Source organism: Niallia sp. FSL K6-0212 (genome assembly GCF_038007605.1).
GTDB lineage: Bacteria > Bacillota > Bacilli > Bacillales > Cytobacillaceae > Niallia > Niallia circulans.
In genome coordinates, this window is sequence record NZ_JBBOXL010000001.1 from 2,402,129 (window position 1) to 2,427,444 (window position 25,316).

The 25,316-nt window shown below is 35.1% G+C and carries 26 protein-coding genes; 17 read left to right on the forward strand and 9 right to left on the reverse strand.

What is annotated here, in order from left to right:
- Positions 1-119: 119 nt before the first annotated feature.
- The 6 genes from MHH96_RS11410 to MHH96_RS11435 all read left to right on the forward strand — a co-directional run bounded on the left by MHH96_RS11410 (position 120) and on the right by MHH96_RS11435 (position 6,643).
- Complete coding sequence (locus MHH96_RS11410; protein ID WP_061797566.1) at positions 120-1,331, forward strand: metallophosphoesterase family protein; 1,212 nt, start codon at positions 120-122, stop codon at positions 1,329-1,331.
- A 1-nt stretch (position 1,332) separates the two neighbouring features.
- Positions 1,333-4,329, forward strand: coding sequence for an ATP-binding protein (locus MHH96_RS11415; protein ID WP_341117335.1), 2,997 nt, complete (start codon positions 1,333-1,335; stop codon positions 4,327-4,329).
- 2 nt (positions 4,330-4,331) lie between these two features.
- Positions 4,332-5,333 carry a 3'-5' exoribonuclease YhaM gene (gene yhaM / locus MHH96_RS11420; RefSeq protein WP_235844453.1) on the forward strand — a complete coding sequence of 334 codons (1,002 nt, stop codon included), beginning with the start codon at positions 4,332-4,334 and terminating at the stop codon, positions 5,331-5,333.
- A 159-nt stretch (positions 5,334-5,492) separates the two neighbouring features.
- Entirely contained in the window at positions 5,493-5,687 is a 195-nt protein-coding gene (locus tag MHH96_RS11425) for a sporulation YhaL family protein (RefSeq protein ID WP_047943053.1), read from the forward strand.
- 694 nt (positions 5,688-6,381) lie between these two features.
- On the forward strand, positions 6,382-6,465 hold the full coding sequence (locus MHH96_RS11430) for a YjcZ family sporulation protein (protein ID WP_035416275.1): 84 nt from the start codon (positions 6,382-6,384) through the stop codon (positions 6,463-6,465).
- 88 nt (positions 6,466-6,553) lie between these two features.
- On the forward strand, positions 6,554-6,643 hold the full coding sequence (locus tag MHH96_RS11435; protein WP_035416274.1) for a YjcZ family sporulation protein: 90 nt from the start codon (positions 6,554-6,556) through the stop codon (positions 6,641-6,643).
- A gap of 104 nt (positions 6,644-6,747) precedes the next feature.
- Here the strand turns inward: MHH96_RS11435 and MHH96_RS11440 are convergent, their stop codons facing one another.
- From MHH96_RS11440 to MHH96_RS11450, 3 genes are all read right to left on the reverse strand, one after another.
- Complete coding sequence (locus MHH96_RS11440) at positions 6,748-6,927, reverse strand: hypothetical protein (protein ID WP_035416273.1); 180 nt, start codon at positions 6,925-6,927, stop codon at positions 6,748-6,750.
- A 218-nt stretch (positions 6,928-7,145) separates the two neighbouring features.
- The gene (locus MHH96_RS11445; RefSeq protein ID WP_047943055.1) at positions 7,146-7,700 is read right to left on the reverse strand and encodes a DUF3267 domain-containing protein; all 555 of its coding nucleotides are present in this window, start codon (positions 7,698-7,700) and stop codon (positions 7,146-7,148) included.
- Positions 7,701-8,050: 350 nt separating this feature from the next.
- On the reverse strand, positions 8,051-8,620 hold the full coding sequence (locus tag MHH96_RS11450) for an HTH-type transcriptional regulator Hpr (RefSeq protein ID WP_047943056.1): 570 nt from the start codon (positions 8,618-8,620) through the stop codon (positions 8,051-8,053).
- Positions 8,621-8,844: 224 nt separating this feature from the next.
- Here MHH96_RS11450 and MHH96_RS11455 point away from each other — a divergent pair, with 224 nt between their 5' ends.
- Positions 8,845-8,970, forward strand: coding sequence for a hypothetical protein (locus MHH96_RS11455; protein ID WP_268874801.1), 126 nt, complete (start codon positions 8,845-8,847; stop codon positions 8,968-8,970).
- Positions 8,971-9,092: 122 nt separating this feature from the next.
- Here the strand turns inward: MHH96_RS11455 and MHH96_RS11460 are convergent, their stop codons facing one another.
- From MHH96_RS11460 to MHH96_RS11470, 3 genes are all read right to left on the reverse strand, one after another.
- Positions 9,093-9,443: a YtxH domain-containing protein gene (locus MHH96_RS11460; protein ID WP_047943058.1), complete on the reverse strand. Its 351-nt coding sequence runs from the start codon at positions 9,441-9,443 to the stop codon at positions 9,093-9,095.
- Between the two features lie 90 nt (positions 9,444-9,533).
- Positions 9,534-10,619: a 3-phosphoserine/phosphohydroxythreonine transaminase gene (serC, locus tag MHH96_RS11465; RefSeq protein ID WP_061797561.1), complete on the reverse strand. Its 1,086-nt coding sequence runs from the start codon at positions 10,617-10,619 to the stop codon at positions 9,534-9,536.
- 309 nt (positions 10,620-10,928) lie between these two features.
- Positions 10,929-11,351 carry an HIT family protein gene (locus tag MHH96_RS11470; protein ID WP_061797558.1) on the reverse strand — a complete coding sequence of 141 codons (423 nt, stop codon included), beginning with the start codon at positions 11,349-11,351 and terminating at the stop codon, positions 10,929-10,931.
- A gap of 697 nt (positions 11,352-12,048) precedes the next feature.
- Between MHH96_RS11470 and MHH96_RS11475 the strand changes: the two genes are divergently transcribed.
- From MHH96_RS11475 to MHH96_RS11485, 3 genes are all read left to right on the forward strand, one after another.
- Positions 12,049-12,789 (forward strand): ABC transporter ATP-binding protein, encoded by a 741-nt coding sequence (locus MHH96_RS11475; protein ID WP_047943061.1) that lies wholly within the window; start codon positions 12,049-12,051, stop codon positions 12,787-12,789.
- Positions 12,782-14,002 (forward strand): ABC transporter permease, encoded by a 1,221-nt coding sequence (locus tag MHH96_RS11480; RefSeq protein ID WP_047943062.1) that lies wholly within the window; start codon positions 12,782-12,784, stop codon positions 14,000-14,002. Before MHH96_RS11475 ends, MHH96_RS11480 begins: the two co-directional genes overlap by 8 nt.
- Positions 14,003-14,124: 122 nt before the next feature.
- Positions 14,125-14,844, forward strand: a complete 720-nt coding sequence (locus MHH96_RS11485) for an EcsC family protein (protein WP_061797555.1) — start codon at positions 14,125-14,127, stop codon at positions 14,842-14,844.
- A gap of 50 nt (positions 14,845-14,894) precedes the next feature.
- On the opposite strand, the gene MHH96_RS11490 is transcribed toward MHH96_RS11485, so the two are convergent.
- Positions 14,895-16,103 (reverse strand): M20 family metallopeptidase, encoded by a 1,209-nt coding sequence (locus MHH96_RS11490; protein ID WP_341117343.1) that lies wholly within the window; start codon positions 16,101-16,103, stop codon positions 14,895-14,897.
- A 167-nt stretch (positions 16,104-16,270) separates the two neighbouring features.
- Here MHH96_RS11490 and MHH96_RS11495 point away from each other — a divergent pair, with 167 nt between their 5' ends.
- Positions 16,271-16,939 carry a phosphatase PAP2 family protein gene (locus MHH96_RS11495; RefSeq protein ID WP_061797543.1) on the forward strand — a complete coding sequence of 223 codons (669 nt, stop codon included), beginning with the start codon at positions 16,271-16,273 and terminating at the stop codon, positions 16,937-16,939.
- A 146-nt stretch (positions 16,940-17,085) separates the two neighbouring features.
- Here the strand turns inward: MHH96_RS11495 and MHH96_RS11500 are convergent, their stop codons facing one another.
- A complete protein-coding gene (locus tag MHH96_RS11500; protein ID WP_061797537.1) occupies positions 17,086-18,489 on the reverse strand; it encodes a hypothetical protein in 1,404 nt (467 codons plus the stop codon).
- Between the two features lie 340 nt (positions 18,490-18,829).
- On the opposite strand from MHH96_RS11500, the gene liaF reads away from it, so the two are divergent.
- Genes liaF through MHH96_RS11515 form a run of 3 tightly spaced genes read left to right on the forward strand, consistent with a single transcriptional unit; the run spans position 18,830 to position 21,233 of the window.
- On the forward strand, positions 18,830-19,564 hold the full coding sequence (gene liaF, locus MHH96_RS11505) for a cell wall-active antibiotics response protein LiaF (RefSeq protein WP_167555725.1): 735 nt from the start codon (positions 18,830-18,832) through the stop codon (positions 19,562-19,564).
- 9 nt (positions 19,565-19,573) lie between these two features.
- Positions 19,574-20,605 carry a sensor histidine kinase gene (locus MHH96_RS11510; protein WP_061797529.1) on the forward strand — a complete coding sequence of 344 codons (1,032 nt, stop codon included), beginning with the start codon at positions 19,574-19,576 and terminating at the stop codon, positions 20,603-20,605.
- Positions 20,598-21,233, forward strand: a complete 636-nt coding sequence (locus MHH96_RS11515; protein WP_095320237.1) for a response regulator — start codon at positions 20,598-20,600, stop codon at positions 21,231-21,233. The genes MHH96_RS11510 and MHH96_RS11515 overlap by 8 nt, the downstream gene beginning before the upstream one ends.
- A 28-nt stretch (positions 21,234-21,261) precedes the next feature.
- Here the strand turns inward: MHH96_RS11515 and MHH96_RS11520 are convergent, their stop codons facing one another.
- Positions 21,262-21,786 (reverse strand): antibiotic biosynthesis monooxygenase, encoded by a 525-nt coding sequence (locus MHH96_RS11520; protein ID WP_341117349.1) that lies wholly within the window; start codon positions 21,784-21,786, stop codon positions 21,262-21,264.
- 548 nt (positions 21,787-22,334) lie between these two features.
- Here MHH96_RS11520 and hemE point away from each other — a divergent pair.
- The 3 genes from hemE (at position 22,335) to MHH96_RS11535 (ending at position 25,271) form a co-directional block, all read left to right on the forward strand.
- Entirely contained in the window at positions 22,335-23,396 is a 1,062-nt protein-coding gene (gene hemE / locus MHH96_RS11525) for a uroporphyrinogen decarboxylase (protein ID WP_095320239.1), read from the forward strand.
- 67 nt (positions 23,397-23,463) lie between these two features.
- Positions 23,464-24,408, forward strand: a complete 945-nt coding sequence (gene hemH, locus MHH96_RS11530) for a ferrochelatase (protein ID WP_144545333.1) — start codon at positions 23,464-23,466, stop codon at positions 24,406-24,408.
- Positions 24,409-24,686: 278 nt separating this feature from the next.
- Positions 24,687-25,271 (forward strand): TetR/AcrR family transcriptional regulator, encoded by a 585-nt coding sequence (locus tag MHH96_RS11535; protein WP_047943077.1) that lies wholly within the window; start codon positions 24,687-24,689, stop codon positions 25,269-25,271.
- Positions 25,272-25,316: the final 45 nt, after the last annotated feature.

Consider the following 25,316-nt stretch of genomic DNA (forward strand, 5'->3'; position numbering starts at 1 on the left):
CCTCATAATAAGTGGGGCATTTTTTATTATCCAAAAACAAGCAGCAAATAAGGATAAGAACGTGCATTCGTATTTTTAGCATGGTAGAATAGAAGCAAATAGTTTTAGGACGTGAGAGTATGGGAATATCCTTTATACATTGTGCAGATTTACATTTAGACAGCCCCATGGTTGGATTGAAGAATTTGCCTACAACAATACATAACAAACTAAAAGAAAGTACGTTTACTGCATTTAAAAAGGTTATTGATGCAGCCATCAGCAAAAAAGTAGACTTTATAATTATTGCCGGAGATATATATGATGGGGAAGATAGAAGTATAAAAGCGCAAATTCGCTTTCGAAATGAAATGCTTCGCTTAGAGGAAGAGCAAATAGAAGTGTATCTGATACATGGAAATCATGATCACTTAAATGGAAGCTGGGTACAAATAGAATTGCCTCCTAATGTTCATGTTTTTCCATCAATGGTAACAGTAAAAAAATATGTGAAAAATAATTTATCGGCGAATCTCTATGGGTTTAGTTACGAAACAAGACATATTAAAGAGCGAAGAATTGATGAATACGAACGAAGCGATGATGCGCATTTTCATATAGGAATTTTGCATGGCAATTTAGAGGGATCGACTGAACACAGTGCCTATGCTCCTTTTCAAGTGAGTGATTTGCTTGCTAAAAAAATGGATTATTGGGCATTGGGACATATCCATAAACGGGAATTGTTAGAGTCTGTTCCCCCGATTGTCTATCCAGGAAACACACAAGGAAGACATAAAAAGGAAACAGAAGTAAAGGGATGCTACTATGTGGAACTAAGCGATGGGGATGCCAGCTTAGAATTTATCCCAACATCGGAAGTGATTTGGAAGAATGTGAAAATAGATGCCAGCTCTGTCCATACCTTTGATGATTTATACAAGCTCTGTCGGAAAGAAATGGATGCAATAGGAGATAGGAAATATTCTTACATTATTTCACTAGAGATAGAGCAACTGCGCTTACAAGACTCTTTTCTAGCTTCTGATTTATTGGAGATCCTTCAGCAAGAGGAGATAGAGGCAGACTTCTTTGTCTGGATTAACTCGATAAAAGTACAGGAAAATATAGAATGGTTAAAAGAGAATTTGTTAAGGGAATCGGCATTTTATGAAGAATTATTTGCTGTAACAAAGGATTTCGAACTAGTGAATGAAGCAGTTGCACCTTTATTTCAGCATTCAAAGGCCCATCGCTTTTTAGAAGAGCTTACAGCTGAAGAAAAACAAGAATTAGCAGAAGAGGCAGAAGATTTACTGCTGACAATGCTTGTGAAGAGGGGAGGCAGCTAATGTGGAATTAAAGAAAATAACGATTTACGGATATGGAAAGCTAGAAAATATAACGTTTTCCATTAACTCCCCCATCCATGTGTTTTATGGAGAAAATGAGGCAGGAAAATCGACCATTATGAGTTTTATTCATAGCATCTTATTCGGCTTCCCAACAAAACAGCAAACAGAATTACGCTATGAGCCAAAGCTGCAGCATAAATATGGCGGGAAATTAGACATCTATTTTCCAGAATTCGGACTAACAACAATCGAACGTGTAAAAGGAAAAGCTACAGGGGACGTGACAGTTACTTTAGAGGATGGGAGAAGAGGACAAGAGGAGCTTTTAGATGAACTATTAGCAGGAATCGATAAAGCTCTCTATCAATCAATCTTCTCTTTTAATTTACACGGATTGCAAAATGTCCAGCAATTAAGAGGAGAAGAGCTGGGACGATTTTTGTTTTCCACTGGTGCTGTTGGCTCTGACCGCTTATTGAAAGTAGAAAATGAGCTTCAGAAAGAACTAGATATACGCTATAAGCCTAGCGGGAAGAAGCCTGTCCTTAATGAAAAACTGCAAGTTTTACGAGATAAGCATAGCCAATTAAAAAGTGCAGAGAAGGATAATAATCAATATGAACAATTACTTGCAAAGAAAAGAAAGATAGAACAAGAAAGACAGCTGACAGAAGCAGATTTAAAAAAAGAAGAGCATGAAAAATGGTTATTGGAAGAATGGATAAAAATTAGGGGAATGGTCCGCGAGCAGGAATTGTTAGAGCAAAAATTAGCTGCTTACAAGGACTTCAAGTTTCCTCAAAATGGATTAATTAGATGGGAAGCATTGAAGGAGAAATTGCTTTCTGTAGAAGCTGAAATCCGGCATATAGAAGCACGGATGGAAGAAATGGACCAAGAAATAGCAAGCATTCCTATACAGGAAGAACTTCTTATCGCTGAAAATAATATTTTACTTGCCGTAGAAAAGTTCCCCGTGTATGAACAATTACAAAATCGGCAGACGCAAGTGGAAAATCAAGTTAATAAGATAGAAGAAGATATTGATAGTTTAAAGAGTAAGTTGCATCTACCGATTGAAGAAGAAATATTATTGAGGGAAAGTAATACAAGCATCTTTATAAAAGAGCAATGTGCACAAGCAGCCTCTAAGCAACGGAGATTAAAAGAGCAGAAAGAAGAGCTTGACGAGCGGCTGAAGGATGAGCAAACAGCTTTAGAATCTTTAGAAGAGGCAGTAAAGGAGAATAAGCAGAAGCTCATGCCAAAAGAAGAAAGAGCTAGATTAGAAGAACGTATAAAAACAGAAAATCAATATAGCTGGAACAAGGAAAAGGCAGAGTTACTTTCTAGAGAAATAAATCAATTGGAAGATCAGAGGAAGTTAGAAGAGAAACGCTTGAAGCATAATACAATGATAACTAGTGTTTTAACGCTGTTTCTTCTACTGGCTGGAGCGGGAGCTTTGTTTTTTGAGCAATGGTTCATAACCGTTATTTGCATCGTTGTATGTGTTGTTTATGTGTTATTTTTCCTGTCTGGAAGAAAATTGGCTAAAAACGAAATCAGCAAAAAAGAGAAGAGATTAGTGCTTATTAAGGAAGAACGGGCTCAGTTGGTCGAAAGCTTTGAAAAAGGACAAGGCATTTCTCGTTATGAAGCTCAGAGGCTTGAAGAGGATACAACGAGAAGAGAGAAATTCACACAGCTCCAATTTAAATTAGAGCAGCAAAATGAAAGTTATGAGAGAGTATTAGAGGGATTTGAAAAGTGGGAAGGGGATTTTCTTTCCCATCAGAAGTTGTTAAGACAATTGGCCGATGAACTTAAAATTCCATATGAACTTGCGACACAACAAATATATGATGCCTTTTTATTAATTGAAGAATGGAAAGGAAAGGATAGAGAAAGAAACTCTTATCATCAAGAACTGGATGAGATTCATCGAGAGCGTGAGGAAATTATTAGCAAGATCAGCAATTTCTTCATACAGTTTTTGGAAGATGAGAAAGATACCATTGCTAATATGTGCTACCGTTTAAAAACGGCACTAAAGGAAGAAAAAAAGAAAACGGATCGAAAAGAAGCATTACGGACAAAGCAAACAGACCTATCAGAGAATCTGGATAAATATCAAACAGAGTATAATCGCTATGCAGAAGAAAAGACTGCTTTATTTTCCCTTGCAGGTGTTGCGGATGAAGAGGCATTTCGTGAAAAAGCCATCTTGGAAACGGAGAGAGCTAAATATAAAGAAAGACTTGCTGCGATTAATGTTCAATTAGAAATGACTAATATATCAAAAGAACATATTTCATTGTATCAACAAATTCTAAATCCCGAGCTGCAATTAGAGGAAAAGAAAACGAAAATGGATAAATTAGCATCTCGCTTACAGGAACTCGTAGAAGAGGCAGCTGCAATTAACTTTACCATTTCTAGAATTGAAGGCGGAGGGACATATACAGATTTATTGCATTCCTTTAAACAAGCTCAGTCGGAGTTCAAGGAAGATGTGAAAGAATGGGCAAAATTTGCTGTAGCCAAACAACTGTTAGCGAAAACCGTTGAACAATATAAACAAAAACAGCTGCCTGCTATGCTGCAACAGGCAGAGGAAAATCTTGCTTTTCTAACGGAAGGGAAATATATTCGGATAGTTCCAAAGGAAGAAGGAGCTGGGTTCTTAGTAGAGAGTCAGCATCATCTTTTTTATGAAGCGAAGGAATTAAGCCAGGGAACGACCGAACAGCTTTACTTATCCATTCGCATTGCTTTGGCGCAAACATTTTATAAAAGCTTTTGTTTTCCGTTTATTATTGATGACAGCTTCGTTAATTTTGATGAAAAACGTACAGAAAAAGTAATTCAATTACTGCAGAAATGTAAAGAAAATCAGCTGATTTTCTTTACTTGTCACCGTCATCTACTAAAATATTTTCCCGATGAAAGCTTGCATGTATTACCAGCAGAGGAAAGAGAAACAAGCTTATAAAGATGGAAGGACTTCGTGCTATACTAAATAAAGAGAAAGATAAAGGAGAGAGTGAGTTGGAGAAAAAAGGAGTACTTCAGTATGAAGTTGGGGAGCAATTTGAATCATATTTATTAATAAAGAATGCAACAAAGGCTATTGCAAGTAACGGAAAACCGTTTATGACGCTTATTTTTCAAGATAAAAGTGGAGAAATTGAAGCAAAGCTTTGGGATGCTACAGAAATGGATGAGCAGAGCTATCGCCCGGAAACGATTGTTAAAGTGAATGGAGATATTCAAAGTTATCGTGGAAAACTGCAATTAAGAATTCGCCAAATTAAGGTGGCAGCAGGAGAAGAGGGCATTCGATTGGCTGATTTCCTTGAAACAGCGCCCTTAACTACAGATGAAATGTTAAGTAAAATTACACATTACATTTTTGAAATGCAGAATCCTAATATACAAAGAATAACAAGACATTTAGTAAAGAAGCATCAAGAAGCGTTTTTGCAATATCCAGCAGCAACGAAAAATCATCATGAATTTGTTTCTGGATTAGCTTATCACGTTGTTAGTATGCTTGATTTGGCGAAGGCGATTGCCTCTCTTTATCCGAGCTTGGATAAAGATTTGCTATATGGAGGGATCATTCTTCATGATCTAGGCAAAGTAATTGAATTATCTGGTCCGATTTCTACTTCTTATACTTTGGAAGGGAATTTGCTTGGACATATTTCTATTATGATTAATGAAATAGGAAAAGCAGCAGATGAATTAGGGATAAGAGGAGAAGAAGTAGTAATACTTCAACACTTAGTATTATCCCATCATGGGAAACCTGAATGGGGAAGCCCGAAAGCGCCGTTAATTAAGGAAGCAGAAATCTTACACTATATTGACAATTTAGACGCCAAAATGAATATGCTAGATCGTGTGTTAGATAGAGTGAAACCAGGTGAATTTACGGAAAGAGTATTTCCGTTAGAAAATCGTTCTTTCTATAAGCCGACTTTCCATAAATAAAACTAAGGAGGAGTTCCCATGGGTTCTCTTCCTTTTTGTGTTGGGAGATTTTAATATAGTTAACTTCCAGCTAGATAAATTATGTTCAAGGGAATAATCTAGTTTTCCTAGCATAGGATGAAATAAAAGATAGAAATTACTAGAAAGGGGAAATTTTCAATGCTAGGAATTCCACTTTGGGTTGTTCTTGTATTAGGAGGAATAGCGATTAGTGCCTTTATGGCGGTTAAAACCGGGAAAGAGGATAGAGCAGCAGAAAATGAAATAATTGAACGAGAAGGAGAGGTATACATGAAAAGGTTAGAAGAAGAGAAAAAACGTAGAGATAGGGAAGAAAGAGTATATGAAAATTAAATGGCACGTAGATATTTTAGAATTATTGAAATAGAGAAGATCGGTGCACCTTTTAGGGAAAGCGGCTGGATATCTCCAAAAAATTCAGATTATGTGTAGAAAGTAGTTGCTTTGATCTTGTAAGACTTGGTCGAAGTTAATAAGGACATCTTATGGAAATTAGAAGATGATAGGTGGGAATAAGGCCTGAAGGGTTACTTATTTAATATCACAAAGGATGACATGTATAAGATTCGTTCCTAACCAGGGGTTCATTTAGGAGGGATTTTGTAGATAGGATCCTTTGTTTTTTTTTGCGGGTAATCTAAACCCTATCTTCTTGCCCTTTCTATCCCTATAAAAAATGGGTATATGTCCTGTTCCGAAATTAGGGCAAATACATATGATAAATTGAGCTTGAAAAAGAGCTCTAAAGAATTCGCTCTTAGCAAATTCAGAAGGTTGTTACGGTTTATAGAGAAAAAAAGACAGTAAGAAGGGTGGACTATTCATAATAATGTTCCTAACAGCAATGTCTTTTATTTAGAACTAGCTTCTTAAGATGTGACCAATAGGGCCTTAGTGTGATTTATATGAGCAAACATTATGGGGCATGTATAAAAGGACTCTTAAGCTATTAAATAAAAGAATAAGAAAAACCGAAACACCATGAAATGAATGAACAAATGGTAGCAACCTTAAAGGAGGTGTTACTATGGGTAACGTTTACGGCGGAGGTTTTGCTTTAATCGTTGTATTGTTTATCTTATTAGTTATCGTTGGCGCTGCATGGCTGTAAGCTATAAGCGTATAAACGGCAATCTTACTAGGGGGTTGCCTAGATGCGCCAAAAAACAACTGGAACGATAAAGAGAGGAGGAATCTTCATGTCTGGTGGAGGAGTTTACGGTGGAGGCTTTGCTTTATTAGTAGTACTATTCATCTTATTAGTAATCATCGGAGCAGCTTGGCTATAAGTTGACCTGAAGGAATATAAAAAGAAGCAGTACGATAGTTGGTTACTTACCAACTACACACTGCTTCTTTTCTACATAGCTCTAATTAATGAAAATAGAGTTTGTTAAAAAAGAATATCTACATAGGAAGAAATCAAAAGAATCGTAATAAGAACATTTATTGTACGAAAAACTTTTGGCTGCTTTTCTTCAGGAATTTCTTTTTGTAAACACAAAGCATTTGTAAGTCTATTAATATTATATAAAATAAAAATAGCTAAAATAATAAAAATGGAGATCATCATTGATTCCCTCCTTATAAGCGGAATTTATTGTATGTTATTTACATTATCAAATAAAAGGATAAAAAGATAGTATTATAAACTTTTTTGATATAAACTTGGAGATTTTGTTCTGGAAAGAACTTAGATGACTCCTTATAATCTATCGATAAGAAAGAATAATCAACATTCCATCTAGTTTTATATCATTATATGAGCGACAAAACAATAATAGACTTCTTTTACGATAATTCACTAACATTATTTATTAATATCTCAAATCCATCCTCATTTTCTTCTACATAACAAGAGCGCGGAGAATGCCATAGATTTTTTATGCGAATAAAGTCAGGAACACAAATCCCTGTATGATAAGCGAAAAGCATTAAAAAATAATGAACATAACTTGTAAAAAGGAAACAAGATAGAAATAATACTCCACTAATGATAACAAATGGAATAATTAAAGCAAAGAGAAACTGCATTTTACCAATTGGTTCTTTAACTTGAATGTGAAGAATTGGTAAAATTTGCAAATGCTTAGTCCAAGTTTTTTTTATTTTATCGCCTAAATGAAGCATAGGTAATAAATGAAGCAGCTTGTGTAATGGATACATAAGTAAAAACATTGCCATAAATAGTAAAAAGTAATCGTCAGAAAGTTTGTTATGTGCAAAATAGCTTATAATTGGTACATATAGAAACAGAAAACAACCAATCATTGTCATAGTAGACAAAATAAATAGGCGCTGAGTTCCATATTTTTTATGGAAGTGGACAGTCTTCCAACAGTTCATGTTAATACCCTCCATAGGGAGAAATTTTTAGTTACTTGTGATGATACGTTCTTGCTTGAATAACTAATAATTGGAAGAATATCTTTTCTTTGCCTTATCTTGCGTTTTAATCAAGCGAACTCACCTTGCTACTTTACGATGAATAGAGTAAAAAATCAATAGTCTCTTTATACAAATTTATGACATTTTTTATATTTAGTAATTCTAAGAAGAAGAAAACCTATTCTCTATGTATTTTTGTTTGAATTTTCCGAAAAAAAGATAAGAAAGCAATCTGCCTTCTTATCTTTTTTACCACCGGTCTAGATTGTCCCAAACCTGGAGTCCTATTCCCCAATTTAATATTATCTCTATTTAGTAAATACTGGTTCTTTTTGCTTTAAATGTCCTTCATCCTCTTCCAAAATATCGTCAAGATTAGTAAAGGATTTCTCAAAAATTTCAATGAAATTGTCCCCATAAATATGTTTAACGATAGTCATTATGTCTAAAAGCTCCGGAAACTTTCCATATAAATTCTTGATTGGTAAGGAGGCGGATAGAGCTGAACTGTTGCTTGGATTGTATTCTTCCATAATTTGAACAAACACTTTTTTCCCTTTGTCCGTAAGGCAAATATACGTATTTCTCTTATCATTTTCTTTTTTCGAGAATTCTAGTAGTCCTCTTTCTTCTAATTTCTTCGAAAAATTAAATGCAGTTGAGACATGCATTACACCGAAATTTGCTACATCTGAAATAGAAGCGCCATTTAGCTGATAAGCAATCCAGAGTATATGGTGTTCATTAATGTTTAAATCGTATGGTTTAATCCAATTTTGCCAGTCCTTCTCAATCGCCTTCCATAATGCTTTACTAAGTTGTCCAATTCTTTGTGTGAAGAGTAAAGCGTCCTTCATAGAAATCTGACTTTCATCCATCCAAAATTCACCTACTTTTCTGTTATCTATAAACATTATGCCAATAAAACAAAAATTAATAAAGATAAAAATTAACAAAATTTTTAGAAATAAGAATTTTTCTTTTAAGAAAGCGCTTTATTGCATAAAAATGTAATATCAGAAATAAAAATTCAGAAGTTGTCTATACATTTTCTCTCAAAAATGAAAGGATAAAATAAGAATTAGAGACAAAGAGGAAACAAATGGAGGAGGGAAAAGTCCCAAAAAAAGTGAATAAAAAATTAAATTATAATAAAAGAGATGTAAAAGTGAAAAAAGAAAAAACAAAAAAAATGAGTGATGAAAAATTATATGCGAATAAGAATTAACATCAAAGTGTTAAAAAATATAACATGAAAAGAAAGGACATGAGCGAATAGAAAAAAAGAGGAAATTCATGTTAGAATTCCTCCTTTTTTCTTAGCTTTTCTGTATAGTAAAAGCGATTAAATTATTTTAAATCATTTTCTAACTCATTAATCGTGGATTGTAGCCCATCTAGTTCTTTTTGAAGTATTTCTTGATGTGGTTTTACTTCTTCCCGCCATGTTTCCAAAGAAAGCTTAAGATCTTCAATAAAAGTACTAAATACCGTTTTACCTTCTACTGTAGCTGTTTTAATAGAGTCTTTTATCTCATTTAAATCTAACTTTAATTCTTGAATATGTTGAAGAAAAGCTTTTCCATTATCACTGCAGGCTTTTCTTACTTCTTTACCCGAGTAAGGAGTAGTTAATAAGGTAGTGATTCCGGCTGCGATTCCTCCAATTAAAAATCCTGATAAGAATGATTTTGCACTCATTTGCTTGCACCTCGCTCTTTTTTTCATCATTATAACGTATTCAAGCCATCATTACTATTGTAAAGGGAATTCTATAGAGCTAAAGTCTTTTTATTGTTGATACTTGAGCTGAAAATCCTTCATAAATGTACTTAATGCTATTACATGTTCGAGGGGAACGGCATTATAAATAGAAGCTCGGCAGCCGCCCACAGAGCGATGCCCGTTTAGACCAACAAATCCTGCTTCCTTTGCTTCACTTAAGAAATCTTTTGTAAGATCTTCTGACTGCAAAGTAAAAGTAACATTCATTTTAGAACGACTTGTTTTTTCTGCATGGCCGCGATAAAAACCATTGCTTTGATCGATTACTTCATATAAATGTTTTGCTTTTTCGTTATTGATGGCAGCAATACCTTCCACTCCACCTTGTTTCTCTACCCATTTTAGAACAAGGGATAAAAGGTATATCCCCAAAGTTGGCGGGGTATTGAATAAAGAATTATTTTTAGCGTGTGTATGATAACTTAACATAGTTGGCAAAGCAGGATCTTCTTTGATTAAATCTTTTCGAATGATCACTACAGTTACTCCAGAGGGGCCAAGGTTTTTTTGGGCGCCAGCATAAATAACTCCAAATTGTGAAACATCAATTGGTGTGCTTAAAATATCACTCGACATGTCCGCAATTAAAGGGACAGATAAATTGCTTGGAAAGCTGCTCCATTGGGTGCCAAAAATGGTATTGTTGCTTGTGATATGGAGATATGCTGCATCATCTGGTATGTTAATCTGTTCATGGTCAGGGATATAGGTATAATTATCGTTTTTACTTGAAGTTGAAATGGCCGTATTACCGAGCTTGGAGGCTTCCTTCATGGCTTTTTCTGACCATACTCCAGTGAGAGCGTAATAAGCTGTTTGACTTTTAGGAAGCAAGTTCATTGGTATCATTGTAAATTGAAGACTTGCTCCACCTTGTAAAAAAAGAATTTCGTAATTATCTGGTATAGAAAGCAGAGATGTAAGTAGTTCCTTTGCTTCATTATGTACAGCTTCATAATCTTTGCTGCGGTGACTTAATTCCATTAAAGACATACCTGTATCATTAAAATTTAACCAATGCTCCTTTGCCTCGTGTAAAACCCATTCTGGTAAAGCTGCAGGACCTGCATTAAAGTTATATGCTCTTTTCAACGTTCTTTCCTCCTAAATTAACTTTTCAAATAGTAAAGCGTTAAAGACAAAAAGATTACCCTTATACTAACAAATTTAGCTGATTTGTACAGATGAAAAAAACACCTTTTTGAAAAAGTGAGAATTTTTCAAAAAGATGCTTTGTTTTTTCATGCTATTAGAAAAATATTTCCTTCCAGATACTAGAATCTTCGTAGTTGTTTTTAAGGAAGGGAGCGGTATTCCAATAAAAAACGAAACTATTATTAAATAGCTTTAGAAAATATGAATTTTTTTAGAAAGTTTTTTCAAGAAAATAAGCTAATGGACTTATCTTACTTTAGAATTAATTTTTTCTGCAATCTCTGTCAGCTCTTCATTTGAATATCCATCAAAATTTGTTTTCCAAACAGCTCCAAAACCATCTCCTTTTCCATAACGTGGAATAAGGTGCATATGATAATGGAAAACAGATTGTCCGGCTTTTTCACCATTGTTGTTAAGGAGATTTAAACCAATTGGTGCATAAGCTTCTTTAATGGCAGAAGCAATACTTGGCACAACTTCAAATAGATTGCTTGCAATTTCAGGAGTTAATTCATAGACATCCTTTACATGTTGTTTTGGTATCACCAATGTATGTCCTTTAGTAACTTGGCTAATATCTAAGAATGCCATTACATGTTCATTTTCAAAAACTTTTTTAGACGGAATTTCTCCAGCAATTATTTTGCAAAAAATACAATCACTCATAAAAATACCTTCCTTCATTATGTATTATCAATATTTTAACACAGGAACTATTTTATTGAACAACAAAAGGAAGAGGGTGCCTTGGAAAGGATCCTCTTATATGGATTGTCCAAGCGAGAAGTTTGAATAAACCTCTTTACTATGGATATACATAATAAGAATACCTTTTAAGGACACCCTCTAATGAAGGAGAGAACTTCTATTTAACGTTATTTAGGGTTCTTCTCTTTGATAAACACCTCATTTAAAAAATGAATTGTGTTAAGCTTTAGAGAAATCGATCATTGTTCAAACGAACCATCCCCTTAAAATGTCTTTATATGTCAAAAACGTATAAAGAATGGATGACTGTCTGCGACAAACACCTCATTTCAAAGTGGAAATGAATTAGGCTGTTTTCGTAATGAAGCAGCTTGGTGTTACTGATCTTCTGTTCCTAACTTGCTTATGCAAGGCAAACATCCCCTTTTATAAACGAATGGAAGCTTTTTTAAAGAATCTGTATAGAATCTTTTGCAAACACCTCATTTAATATTGGAGTTATACGGCAATATTTCTTTGGTGCTCCCCTTCAATAAATAGAATATCCTGAACAAGATTTTATATACGAAGAAAATAAAAATTTTTCTGTGCAATCATTTTTATTTAAGGAAGAATGTTGTTAAACTATAGATAATACATATTGGAGGTACAATAGATGGCGTTGTTAGAAATAAAGAATGTTACTGGAGGGTATACACGGAATCCTGTCTTAAAGGATATTTCCTTTTCTATTCATGCGAATGAAATGGTTGGCTTAATCGGATTAAATGGTGCTGGAAAAAGTACAACTATTCGTCATATCATTGGATTGATGGAGCCGCATAAAGGAGAAATCCTTATTAATGGCAAGACGTTTGAAGGCGATAAAGAGGCATATCGAAAGGAATTTACCTTTGTACCTGAAACGCCTATTTTATATGATGAATTAACATTAGAAGAACATTTAAGAATTACTGCCATGGCATACGGCTTGTCAGAGTCTGATTATCAAAAGCGGATGGAAATATTATTAAAAGAATTTCGCATGGAAAAAAGACTAAAGTGGTTTCCGGCTCATTTTTCGAAAGGAATGAAGCAGAAGGTAATGATTATGTGTGCTTTTCTAGTGGAACCCTCTCTCTATATAGTGGATGAACCATTTGTCGGATTAGATCCTCTTGGGATTCAATCGTTATTAGATCAACTAAAGAAAATGAAGGATGGGGGAGCGGGGATTCTAATGTCTACACACATTCTTGCTACAGCCGAAAGATATTGTGATCGGATTATTATTATTCATGAAGGCCAAATAAAGAGTCAAGGAACCATGGAAGAATTAAGGACAGCCTTTAACATGCCAGCTGCAACATTGGATGATATTTATATCTATCTTACAAAGGAAGAAGAACATGTTTGAATTTAATGAGAAGCAGTTATGGAGAGAGAGAGCTGGGCAGACAGCGAAAGAATATAGTCAATATTTAAAGTATATTCTTAATGGCCATGTTGTCATCGTTTTAGTTTTTTTACTAGGGACTGGAGCCTTCTATTATCAAGCATGGTTAAAAACGATTTCGAATGACTTCCCTGTTGCGCTTATTATGAGCATTATCCTTACTCTTTTTATGACAAATAGTCCAACCTATACTTTTTTAAAGGATGCTGACCGGATCTTTTTAATTGCAGTAGAAACCAAAATGAAAAGGTATTTTCTCCAATCCATGATGATTAGTTTTGTCCTTCAAGGCTACTTGCTTGTCATCATTCTTGCTGCCTTGATGCCGTTATATGCAAAAGTACACGGTGGTGATTTTAGTCGCTTTTGGTATCTACTTATTGTGTTGTTGATAAGTAAAGGAGCTAATTTGCTGATTCGCTGGCAAATACAATACTATGTAAATGTGCGTTATCATCATATAGATAGTGTTGTACGATTTTTGATTAATTTAGCTATTTTGTATTTATTATTTGCTGACTCGTCTCCGTTATTTATTCTTGCTCTTCTTCTAATTATGGCTTTCTTGCTTATATACTTTCAGAAAGCGACAAGCAATAAAGGCGTAAAATGGGAATATTTAATTGAACAAGATGAAAAAAGACTAGCCTCTTTTTATCGCTTTGCCAATATGTTTACAGAGGTACCGAGTTTAAGAAATCGTATAAAACGAAGACGTTTTCTAGATGTATTATTCAGCCGCGTTTCTTTTGCGAGAGAAAAGGTATTTACGCATTTATACTGGAGAACCTATGTCCGTGCAGGAGATTATTTCGGCTTAACGGTTCGGCTAACATTGATAAGTGGAATTTTCATCTTTTTCTTATCTTTTGGACCTGGACAAGTATTCATAAGTGTATTATTTGTTTTCTTAACAGGCTTGCAGCTGCTGCCGCTTTGGAATGCCTATGATAATAAATTGTGGATTACAATTTATCCAGTGGCAGCCTCTGCTAGAGAAAAATCATTTAAACAAATCTTAGCTGTGATTTTAAGTTGCCAAGGAATCATTTTGTCTCTAATTATTGCTTTAAAAGGAGATTGGATGTATGCTTTGATTTCTTTAGTAGTTAATATTGTTTTTATTATCTTCTTTACTTCGTTTTATATAAATAAAAAAGTAAAAAAGGGATAAATAGAAGAGGAGCTTAAACCTTAGTGTGTATTAGAAGGGAAGCTCCTTTTTTAATAATTAACTTCAAAAAATCAGGAACTATTTTTTTTATGGAACGTAAGCATAAGCAAGGAGGAAGATAAATGAATGAATATGAACAAAGAGCGTTAAAAGAAGTAGAAGAGTGGAAACGGAAAATCCAAAAACGGTCTTCTATTTTAAATAGAGTATCAAAAAAAGCGCAAAATAAAATAAATTCTTATATACCAGATAAAGTTCATCAGACCCTTACGGAAGCAATTAAACAGATGATTCAAGCAACACTTGCCGGCAGCAATATTATCAAGAAAAAAAATCCACCTATCTTCCGTTCTTTGCAAGGAAAAGATGAAGAGTTAACCAAAAAAATAAGTCAATTTCAAAAGGTTGCTGTTGTAGAAGGTGCCGGAACGGGGGCTGGTGGGATATTGCTTGGATTGGCTGATTTTCCCTTATTGCTTTCCATTAAAATGAACTTTTTAATGGAAGCCGCAGCCACATATGGTTACGATACGGCTCAAGTGGAAGAAAGAATCTATTTGCTCTATATCTTTCAGTTAGCTTTTTCAAGTGAAGGAAAACGAAGAGAAGTTTTAGAGATAATAGAGAATTGGGAAGAAGAAAAGCATAGAGTTGCTAGCCTTAATTGGCAGGATCTACAGCAGGAATATCGCGATTTTATTGATTTTGTAAAAATGCTGCAATTGGTGCCGGGGATTGGGGCAGCTGTGGGTGCCTACGCTAATTATAATTTAATGGATCAATTGGGAGAAGCAGCTAAGAATGTTTATCGCTGGCGTTATTTTCAGGAACAAAACAAATGAAAAAGGAAAGATTCGTGTGTTTAGAATCTCTTCCTTTTTTTTTATAAATTTTATGAATTTAAGTTAGTACTAGCCTTTGCTGCGCTTAAGGAAATATTATAAGTAATAGCAGCAGAACCTAATGTTTTTGCGGCAATAAGCATAGCCTTTTCATTAATATCAAATTTAGGATGGTGGTGCGGATAAGTCGGACCATTTGTATCAGGCATTGCTCCTGTAAAGAAAAAGGTACCTTTTACATGCTGCAGATAATAAGAGAAGTCCTCGCCAGTTAATTCAGGTTCTCCCTCTAGAACAATCACTCCTGGGACCTTTTCCGCACAATGTGCTAAAAAGGAAGTTTCCTCAGGGTGATTAACGACTGCTGGATAGCCGTCATCGTATTCATATTCATATGTACTATTTGCTGTATAGCACGTGCCTTTTATTACTCTCTCCAGCTCTTCCTTTATAAGTAATTGCGTTTCTTTATCAAACGTCCGGACTGTTCCCCCTAGGATCGCTGTGTCAGCAATCACATTAAAAGCATTACCAGATTCAAGGTAGCCTACTGTTAAAACAGCATGGTGGATAGGATTTACTTTTCTGCTGACAATTTGTTGAAGGTTAAGGACCAGTTGAGATGCGGTAACAAGAGAATCCTTCGTTTTGTGCGGCTGTGCTCCATGTCCCCCTTGACCTTGGATTTTAATTTTAAATTCATCTGCTGCTGCCATCATGGGTCCTGCTTTATAGGAAATAGTCCCTGTGGGAAGTGTCGCCCATAAATGAGTGCCAAATATAGCCTCCACATTTTCCAGGCAGCCTGCTTCAATCATCGCTTTTGCGCCACCTGGATTTGATTCTTCAGCATGCTGGTGAATAAAAACAAAATTCCCTGCTAATTCTTCTTTAAACTCATTTATTACTTTAGCAAGTATTAATAAGGTTGCAGTATGCCCATCATGACCACAGGCGTGCATGACACCTGAAACCTTTGACTTATAAGCAACATCTTTTTCATCTTGGATTGGAAGAGCGTCAAAATCAGCACGGAGCGCAACTGCTTTTCCAGGTTTTCCCCCTGATATTTTTGCGACTACTCCATTACCTCCGACGTTTCCTGTAACTTGAATTCCTAATTTTTCATAGAAAGAGATGATATATTGAGCTGTTTTAACCTCTTTGAATGATAATTCAGGGTATTGATGAAGGTATCTCCGTATTTTAACCATTTCATTATAATAGTTATCTAGTTGTTCCCATATAATTTGTAGCATATCTTCCACCTCGTTTGACTATTTAGAATATTTTTATTATAGCATGTAGTAATAAAGAAGAGAGGTGAAAAGCGGATAAACTATTATGTATCGTAAAGATTATGCCTATCCTTATAAGAGAGATGTTGTTAAAATAAGGTTAAAATGAAATTCATTTAGGAGGAATTATGGATATTAGAAAATCAAAAATGGCTTGGGGATTAATAATCCTGTCATTCTTATTGTTTATCCTGCTAATCCTAGCTGTAAATGGACAAGTAATATTAGCATTTGATACAGAACTAACCCAGTTTATACATACATTGTTTCCAGCTAGTTTTATTCCTTTTTGGGAAGGCATATCATCCATTGCAGATAAAATAGGCATTGGAATTATCGCTTTCCTATTTATTCTTTTTCTTTGGTGGAAAAAGAAAGATTTTGTAGGAATTGCAGCATTTGTCTTTTGTGTTGGACTAGGAAATGAACTGAATAAGTGGGTGAAAGATTTAGTGGCAAGACCTAGACCCTTAGCTGCTGAAGCATTAGAGACAGACAGTTTTAGTTTTCCTAGCGGGCATGCAATGGTAGGATTACTTCTTTATTTGTTTATTGCACATATTCTAGCGAAAGAAATAAAAGGGAATGCAGGAAAGTTGATTTTGGCAGTTATTGCTTTTGTATTCATTTTGCTAATTGGTATAAGTAGAATTGCTTTAGAGGCCCACTATCCAACAGATGTTATTGGTGGTTATTTATTAGGAGGGATCTGGCTGTTTGTATGGGTAGGTTTCTATGAAACATTTTATGATCGATTTCATAAACAAAAAGGAGCAGGAACAAAACTAAGTAGCTAATGGATGATAAAGAAGTTTTAGAAAATTTCATGGAACTTCCTTTTAAAAAGGTTTAAAACCCAAACAATATACGAAGCATACATTAGTATCTTCGTATGATTATTTGGGTTTGCCAGTAAAAATAATTTTTAACTGATTATCGCTAGTTAGATGAGGAACATGGCAAAAATAGTAGTCACTACTAAGCCGATACAGACTGGAAGAAGATTTCTCCTTGCTAATTCAAATGGATCGACATTACAGATTGCAGCAGCCGGGATTAATGCCCAAGGGACTAAAGTTCCACCGCCAACCCAGATGGCAGCAATTTGCCCTAAAGCAGTTAATGTGCTTATTCCACTGCCAATTGCATGGGCAAACAACCCTGCAATAGAACCTGCTAATGAAATGCCGGAGAAGCCAGAACCATCTAAGCCGGTAATAACTCCTACAGCTGTTAGTGTAACGGCGCCAATTTCTTTCGTTAATGGAACAGTGGAAGCAAGAGCAATACCGAGATCATTGACGATTCCGTGGGACTCCTTTGGGAGAAAGTCCCCGATAATCGTATTAAAACCAGAGTCACCTAAATAAAAGAAAGCAGCGATTGGAATAACCGGTCCAAATACTTTAAAACCAAATTGGAATCCTTCGATCAAATAAGTCGTTGTTTTCTCCAAGCCTTTATTTTTGTAGCTTACTAATGTTATTAAAAGAAGAATAAAAATGGATGTTCCACCAACCAGTGCGGTAGCATCTCCCCCTTGTAAATCTAATAAAAACATTGCAACAACATCAAGAATATAGAGAATGGGAATCAGAATGGCGAACAGTTTCTTTTGTGTACTACTTAGTAGTAATTTATTTACTTGGGGAAGAATATCTGATTTATTAATAGAGGTGACACCAGTTGCAAAAGTCAGTGTTCCTCTTTTCATATCGCGCTTAATAAAATAAAATGCAGTAATAGTTGTTACAACCCCCATAACAATGACAAGGGGGATACTTGCATGCATGACGTCTTCGACAGGTATGCCAGCAGCATCTGCTGTAAGTTTCGGTGCAGCTTGGATGATAAAATCTCCTGATAATGCAATCCCATGGCCGAATAAATTCATTGCCATGGCAACAGCAATTCCTGGCAGACCAACCCGTAAAGCTACTGGTAAGAGAACAGCTCCGATCAATGCTACTGCGGGGGATGGCCAGAAAAAGAAAGAAATGAGCATCATTACTATTCCGATCGTCCAATAAGCGAGTCCAGGTGAACGAATAAGTTTGGAAAAGGGAGAAATCATTACATCGTTAATACCTGTTTTCGTCAAAATTTTACTCATTGCAACAATAATAGAGATAACAACAATAGTAGGTAACAATTCTGTAATAGCAAAGATGAAACTATTGAAAATACTGCTAATCGAGGTACTTAAAGATCCGGTCGCTGTTATCGCTAATAGAAAGATTCCAACGATACAAATAAAGGTAGTATCTCTTCTCATTACCATAAAGCCGATGATAAAGACAATAAATAGTACATATATCCAATGAAGTGCTGTTAATTCGATACCCAAATAAATCCAGCTCCTTTCCCGATTTGAAGTGGAGGATGCTATAGGCATCTATCACCATTCGGTTAATACAGATTATGTAGCTGTATGTAAAAGGTGATTGGTACCTCCTTAAAATATAGTGTGTTTCACTTCATTGCTTTGGAATGGGAGGAAGGATTTATTCTAAAAATCCGGAAGAAAAATGTGCCAAAGACTCCTTCTCAAGGTGGAGAAAAAAACATCGAAAGAAGGAGCAAAAAATTACATAAAGGTAGTACAATAGATTTATAGTTGAAAAAGACTGCTTTTTAGAATTTCACAAAAATTCTATCTATAGATGTCTAGGAAAGAAGGGGAGTTTTTGAGAAGATCAATCTCCAAAATAATGTTTTCTATTAGTTTACTTATTGTAGGAGTAATCTTATTACTTGTTAATATTGGTGTCATTTCCTTGGAAATAAAAAAATTATTTGTCATAATATATCCGTTTTTGCTGCTTGTTTATGGTCTGCTTTCGCTCTATCAAATAACATTAAAACGAAAAAGCAATTTATTTTTTACCTTATTTATTCTTATTTTCTCTATTCTTCTCCTTTTGGATCGTTTTCAAGTATTAGAATTTAGATTTATCGATTTTTGGAAATTATGGCCATTAATTATTATTTTAATGGCACTAGGACTCATCAAACCTAAGTTCACTTTTGAATATGACAGTGGCGGAAAACGTTATACAAAGAAATCCTTTCGCATGGGAGATGTTAAGTATAATACAGATAATTGGGCTGTCGAACCGATGGAAATTTCTCATGGGTTAGGAGATGTCTATATTGATTTTAGCAAAGCTTTTATTCCTGAAGGAGAAACCGAGCTGTTTATCCATGCGAGGATTGGGGATGTGAAAATTATTGTTCCAGATGATCTAGCCATTTATGTTCAAGCCGAAGTAAAGATTGGAGAAGTACGAATTCTGCAGTCGGTTAAGGAGGGAATTGGAAATAGTCTGGAGCATAAATCTGCCTATTATGAAGAGGCAATAAAAAAAATAAAGCTAAATATTTTGCTTGATATTGGCGATATTACAGTGCAAAAGGTATAAGGGGGAAACATGAGACAGACAATTAGTCGTTATGGATATTATCGAAATATCATTTTAACAAGTTTGATTATTTCTTTGCTGCTATTTATAAGTATCTATTTACTTCCAAATTTTGCAACGTCTTGGATAGGGAGTTTTGCCTTAGCTGCCATCTTTTTTTTTCTGATAACAGTGGTGGGTTTTTATTTTGCTTTTAAATGGAGCGGTAAAATAAAGAAACAATTAGATGAAATATTTTGGTTTATATCATCTTTAAGGAGAGGAAAAATACCGCCAAAAATGCCGCTTGCAACAAGTGAGTATGTTTATGATGTAAAAGAAGAACTTAATCAGCTCGCTGATTATCAACAAGAGCAAATTCATTCTTTGCAGAGATTAGCAAATGAAAAAACAACGCTCGGGCAAACAGCCCACAATGCCGCAGTAATAGAAGAAAGACAACGACTGGCGAGGGATTTGCATGATGTTGTTAGTCAGCAATTATTTGCATTAAATATGATGTCTTCTGCTGCATATAAAATTTTTGACCGGGATCCTGCTTTAGCCAAGCAGCAGTTACAGGAAATTGTTTCGATTGCGGGAAAAGCGCAAGGGGAAATGCGAGCATTGCTGCTTCATCTAAGACCGATTGAATTAAGCAATGATACGTTGTGTGATGGCATAATCAAGCTTATTCAAGAGCTGAAAGAAAAAACAATGCTTCATTTTTCTGCAAGCATTGATGAAATAGATGGTCTATCTACGGCTGGACAGGAACATCTTTTTCGAATTGTTCAAGAGGCCCTATCCAATGTGCTTCGTCATTCTCATGCAGATAAAGTAAGAATCATTTTGGAAGAACGAGAAGAATATGCTTCTCTACATATAAGTGATAATGGCAAAGGCTTTGATCCGACGATAGAAAGAATTGCATCATATGGGTTAAAGACAATGAGAGAGCGCTGTGAAGAAATTGGTGGAGTGATGGAACTTCGTTCGAAAATGGGAGAAGGAACTTATATTGATATTCGAGTGCCAACAAAGGGGTGGGAAAATGATTAGAGTGGTAGTAGTAGATGATCATGAAATGGTGAGAAAAGGAATTATTTCTTACCTAATGACAGAACCCAATATTCACATTATGGGAGAGGCAAATAGTGGTCAGACTGCAGTTCAGCTTGTACTAAAGGAGAAGCCGGATATTGTGTTAATGGATTTATTAATGGAAAACGGGAATGGTATTGAAGCAACAAAGGCTATTTTAAAAGAGTATCCTAGCTGCAAAGTAATCATAATTACAAGCTTCTATGATGAAGCACAAGTCATTCCGGCAATAGAAGCAGGCGCATTTAGTTATTTATTAAAAACAGCAAGTGCTACAGAGGTCGTGCAAGCAATTAAGAAAGCCTATACTGGCGAAGCAGTGATTGAGCCAAAGGTTGCTAACGTGATGGTGAAAAAATTGCGAGCAACAGAAAGAAAGCCACATGATGATTTAACAGAAAGAGAATTAGATGTATTAATGTGTATTGGAGAAGGAATGACTAATCAGGCTATTAGTGAAGAACTATATATTGGAATCAAAACAGTAAAGACACATGTAAGCAACATCTTATCGAAATTAGCAGTAGCCGACCGAACCCAAGCTGCTGTGTATGCCAATAGGAATGGCATTATTAAAACAAGATAGTCATAAGTTCAGCTGGCTACTAGATTAATTACGCTTTTTCTTCATTTGGAATCGTTAATTGTACAAAATACGGTTTTCCATTAAAGATAGAATGCTGGGAACTATTCCAGCTTTTTTCATTACTCTTACCTATGGGAGCTTCTACATTTGCTTCGGGCTGTTTCCATTTTATATAATTCGCTTTTTCTTCCCATAGACAAAAGAGGATATAGGTGTCTCCCTTAGCAGGACGAAGGAAGCGTATAGCTGTCATTGTTTTGTTTGGGATAGATGTAAAGTACTTCATCATCTTATGCTCGAAAACAGGTTTATTTTCTTCACTTACTGGAATATGATTCATGGTAATAAACCCTTTATTTTCTAACATTCCATAACTGAATAAAATGTCATAGCTTCTTGGTTCTTGGAAGAAAGAAGGAGCTTGACTTTCGTGTAGTAGTATCGCCCGATCGCTGGCTTCTTCCTGCATTAATAACAATGTTTCATTCGAAAACTTACTTTCGTATTTTTTCCCTAAATAATCATAGGTTCCGCTAGTAAGATAGATATTCACTAATCTCCCTCCAAGTCATAAGGATATTTTAAGCATACAATAGAAAGCGGAAAGTTACGATAAAACCCTCTTAAACTATTCTCATTTGTATATTAACATTAACTACCGTGTTATTCGAGATGCCTAGTTCCATTTAAAGCTTTTCCCTTATGTTCTCATGATTTAACTTTTTGTATGCGCTGCCTATAATTAGCAAAAGAGGTGTAATCTCCTTTAATTTTGGGTAAAAAATGTCTAAATTGTGACAAAGTGATAAGTTATCTATGCAAAGATAGTAAAAAAGATATATTATTGAAATATATGCATGATTGGGAAAGAAGATTTTTACATATAGTAAAAAAAAAGAATGGGATGTCTAGGACAGGCATTCCTTTTTATTGGGATGGTAATAACTTGGAAACAAATGTTGTTCATAAAAAAATTTGTTTAAAAAACTTTTTACTTGCATATTATTTATAAATATTATAACTTAATAATTATTATAAATAAAAAACGTTAATCACTATATAGAACGAAATACATACCTTTGAAAGGTGGACATCAAAAGGATGAATAAACAGATGAAAGATACATTTATTAAAGCGGCAAAAGGACAGCCCACTGAATATGTTCCGGTATGGTATATGCGACAGGCAGGCCGCTCGCAGCCTGAATACCGAGCAATTAAAGAGAAATATTCTTTATTTGAAATAACGCATCAGCCAGAGCTATGTGCTTATGTTACGAAATTGCCGGTTGATCAGTATGATGTAGATGCTGCAGTATTATATAAAGATATTATGACGCCGCTTCCGGCCATTGGGGTTGATGTGGAAATAAAATCAGGAATCGGACCTGTGATAGAGAATCCTATTCAGTCAATGGAGGATATTACAAGACTTGGTATGTTACATCCTGAGCAAGATATTAAATATGTCCTTGACACGATTAAACTGCTTACAACCGAACAATTAAATGTTCCGTTAATAGGCTTTTCCGGCGCTCCTTTTACTCTTGCTAGTTACATGATTGAAGGTGGACCATCCAAAAACTATCATAAGACAAAAGCGTTTATGTATGCTAAACCAGAAGCTTGGTATGCTTTAATGGAAAAGCTTGGTAATATGGTGGTTACCTACGTAAAGGCGCAAATTAATGCAGGTGCTAGTGCGATTCAAATATTCGATTCGTGGGTAGGTGCTTTAAATGTGGAGGACTATCGATTATTTATAAAGCCGGTCATGAATAGGATTTTTTCTGAGCTGGAGAATGAAAATGTTCCTTTCATTATGCATGGAGTCGGGGCGAGTCATTTGGCGCTTGAATGGAATGATCTTTCTTTAGATGTAGTTGGGCTAGATTGGCGCTTACCTATATCAGAAGCAAGAAAAATGGGAGTAACCAAAGCTGTACAAGGAAATTTAGATCCCGCAGTACTTCTTGCACCATGGAGTGTTATTGAGGAAAAAGCAAAGCAAATCATTGAACAGGGAATAGAGCAGCAAGGCTTTATCTTTAATTTAGGACATGGTGTGTTCCCAGATGTAGATCCAGCTGTTTTGAAAAAATTGACTGGTTTTATTCATGAATATTCCGGTGACTTACTAAGTAGTAAGCGCTCAGGCAAATAAAAGGGATTTTAAGGATAGCTAAAATCAAAAAGATACAAAATAATAGAAAGAAGCGAGGTAATGAAAAATGAGTCGAAAAAAAATGGGGCTTCTCGTTATGGCATATGGTACACCATATAAGGAAGAAGATATTGAAAGATATTATACAGATATTAGACATGGTAGAAAGCCGACAGATGAAATGCTGGCAGATTTAAAAAGTCGCTACGAAGCAATTGGCGGCATTTCTCCATTAGCAAAAATTACGATGGAACAAGCAAAGGGTTTAGAAGCACATCTTAATGAGATACAAGAAGATATTGAATTTAAAATGTATTTAGGATTGAAGCATATTGAACCATTTGTAGAAGATGCAGTAAAGATGATGCATGAAGATGGAATCGAAGAAGCAGTGAGTATTGTGTTAGCCCCTCATTACTCTACCTTTAGTATTAAGGCATATAATAATCGTGCTAAAGAAGAAGCAGAAAAATTAGGGGGCTTAACCATTCATAGTATCGAAAGCTGGTATAAGGAGCCCAAATTTATTCGTTATTGGATTAATCAATTAAAAGAGACATACGCTAAAATGTCACAAGAAGAACGAGAAAATGCAGCGTTAATTGTCTCTGCGCATAGTTTGCCAGAAAAAATCCTTCAATATGGAGATCCTTATCCAGACCAATTAAAGGATACAGCAGAGTTAATTGCAAAGGGAGCAGGTATATCTACTTATTATCTAGGCTGGCAAAGTGCGGGAAATACACCAGATCCTTGGCTTGGTCCAGATGTCCAGGATTTAACAAGAGATTTACATGCGAAATATGGATATAAAGCATTTGTATATGTGCCAGTAGGATTTGTAGCGGAACATCTAGAAGTCTTATATGACAATGATTACGAGTGCTTTGTTGTGACGGAAGAAGTTGGAGCAAGCTATTATCGACCAAAAATGCCAAATGCTCAGCCGGAATTTATTGACGCACTAGCAACAGTGGTTTTAAAAGAAATTGCAGTACCTATTAAAGGGTAAAGTGCCGTAAATTATTTTTGTTGACATTATTATATTGTAAACGGAACCAAGTGATTTTTTCGAAAATCACTTGGTTTCTTTTGTTGCAACGGGTTTAACTCTGTGATATATTCTTTTTTGTACTAACTGACCGAAATGTTATTTTAGTCAGTTTTGTGGTGAATCAATAATGAATGCATAAATGGCGAATAAGTGCGAATAAATGGTTGGAGAGAAAATTTCTTCTACATAACTGGAGAAACTGTTTTTATTCGCATGGAAAGAAAGAGGTGGAATATTTGGCTGTTGATCGTAGGAAGCTTATTTTAGAAGCAGCGACTAAATCATTTTCTATGTTTGGTTATAAAGCAACAACTATGGATCATGTCGCTAAAATTGCAAATGTAGGAAAAGGAACGATCTATACTTTTTTTAAGAATAAAGAGGAGCTCTTTTTTGAAATTGTTAATGATTTAATTAAAGAAATGAAGGAAAGAGCAGATGAGTCATTTGATCCTTCTTCTACGTTTATGGAAAATGCCCATCGTGCACTGATGAATATGCTTGAATACCGTAAAGAGCATCATCTGACGGTTAAGCTTTTTCAAGAACAGCGAGAAATTGGTACGCTGGAAGTAAAGGAAGTAATTAGCCATTTAGAAAATGCGATCTTAAATTATATGAAAACACGTGTACAAGAAGCGATAGATAAAGGAGAGATTGAAACCCAGAATCCAGAGTTGACATCCTTTATTATTATTAAAGTATACTTAGCGCTAATTTTTGAGTGGGAGAAACAACATCCACCTCTTACTACAGAGGAAATAGCTTCTAGTTTTGAATTACATTTATTTCATGGATTAGCAAACCCGCTTAATAAATGAGAAAATAGTCTGTTAGTTATTAAAGTTAATAACCAGGATGTTTTT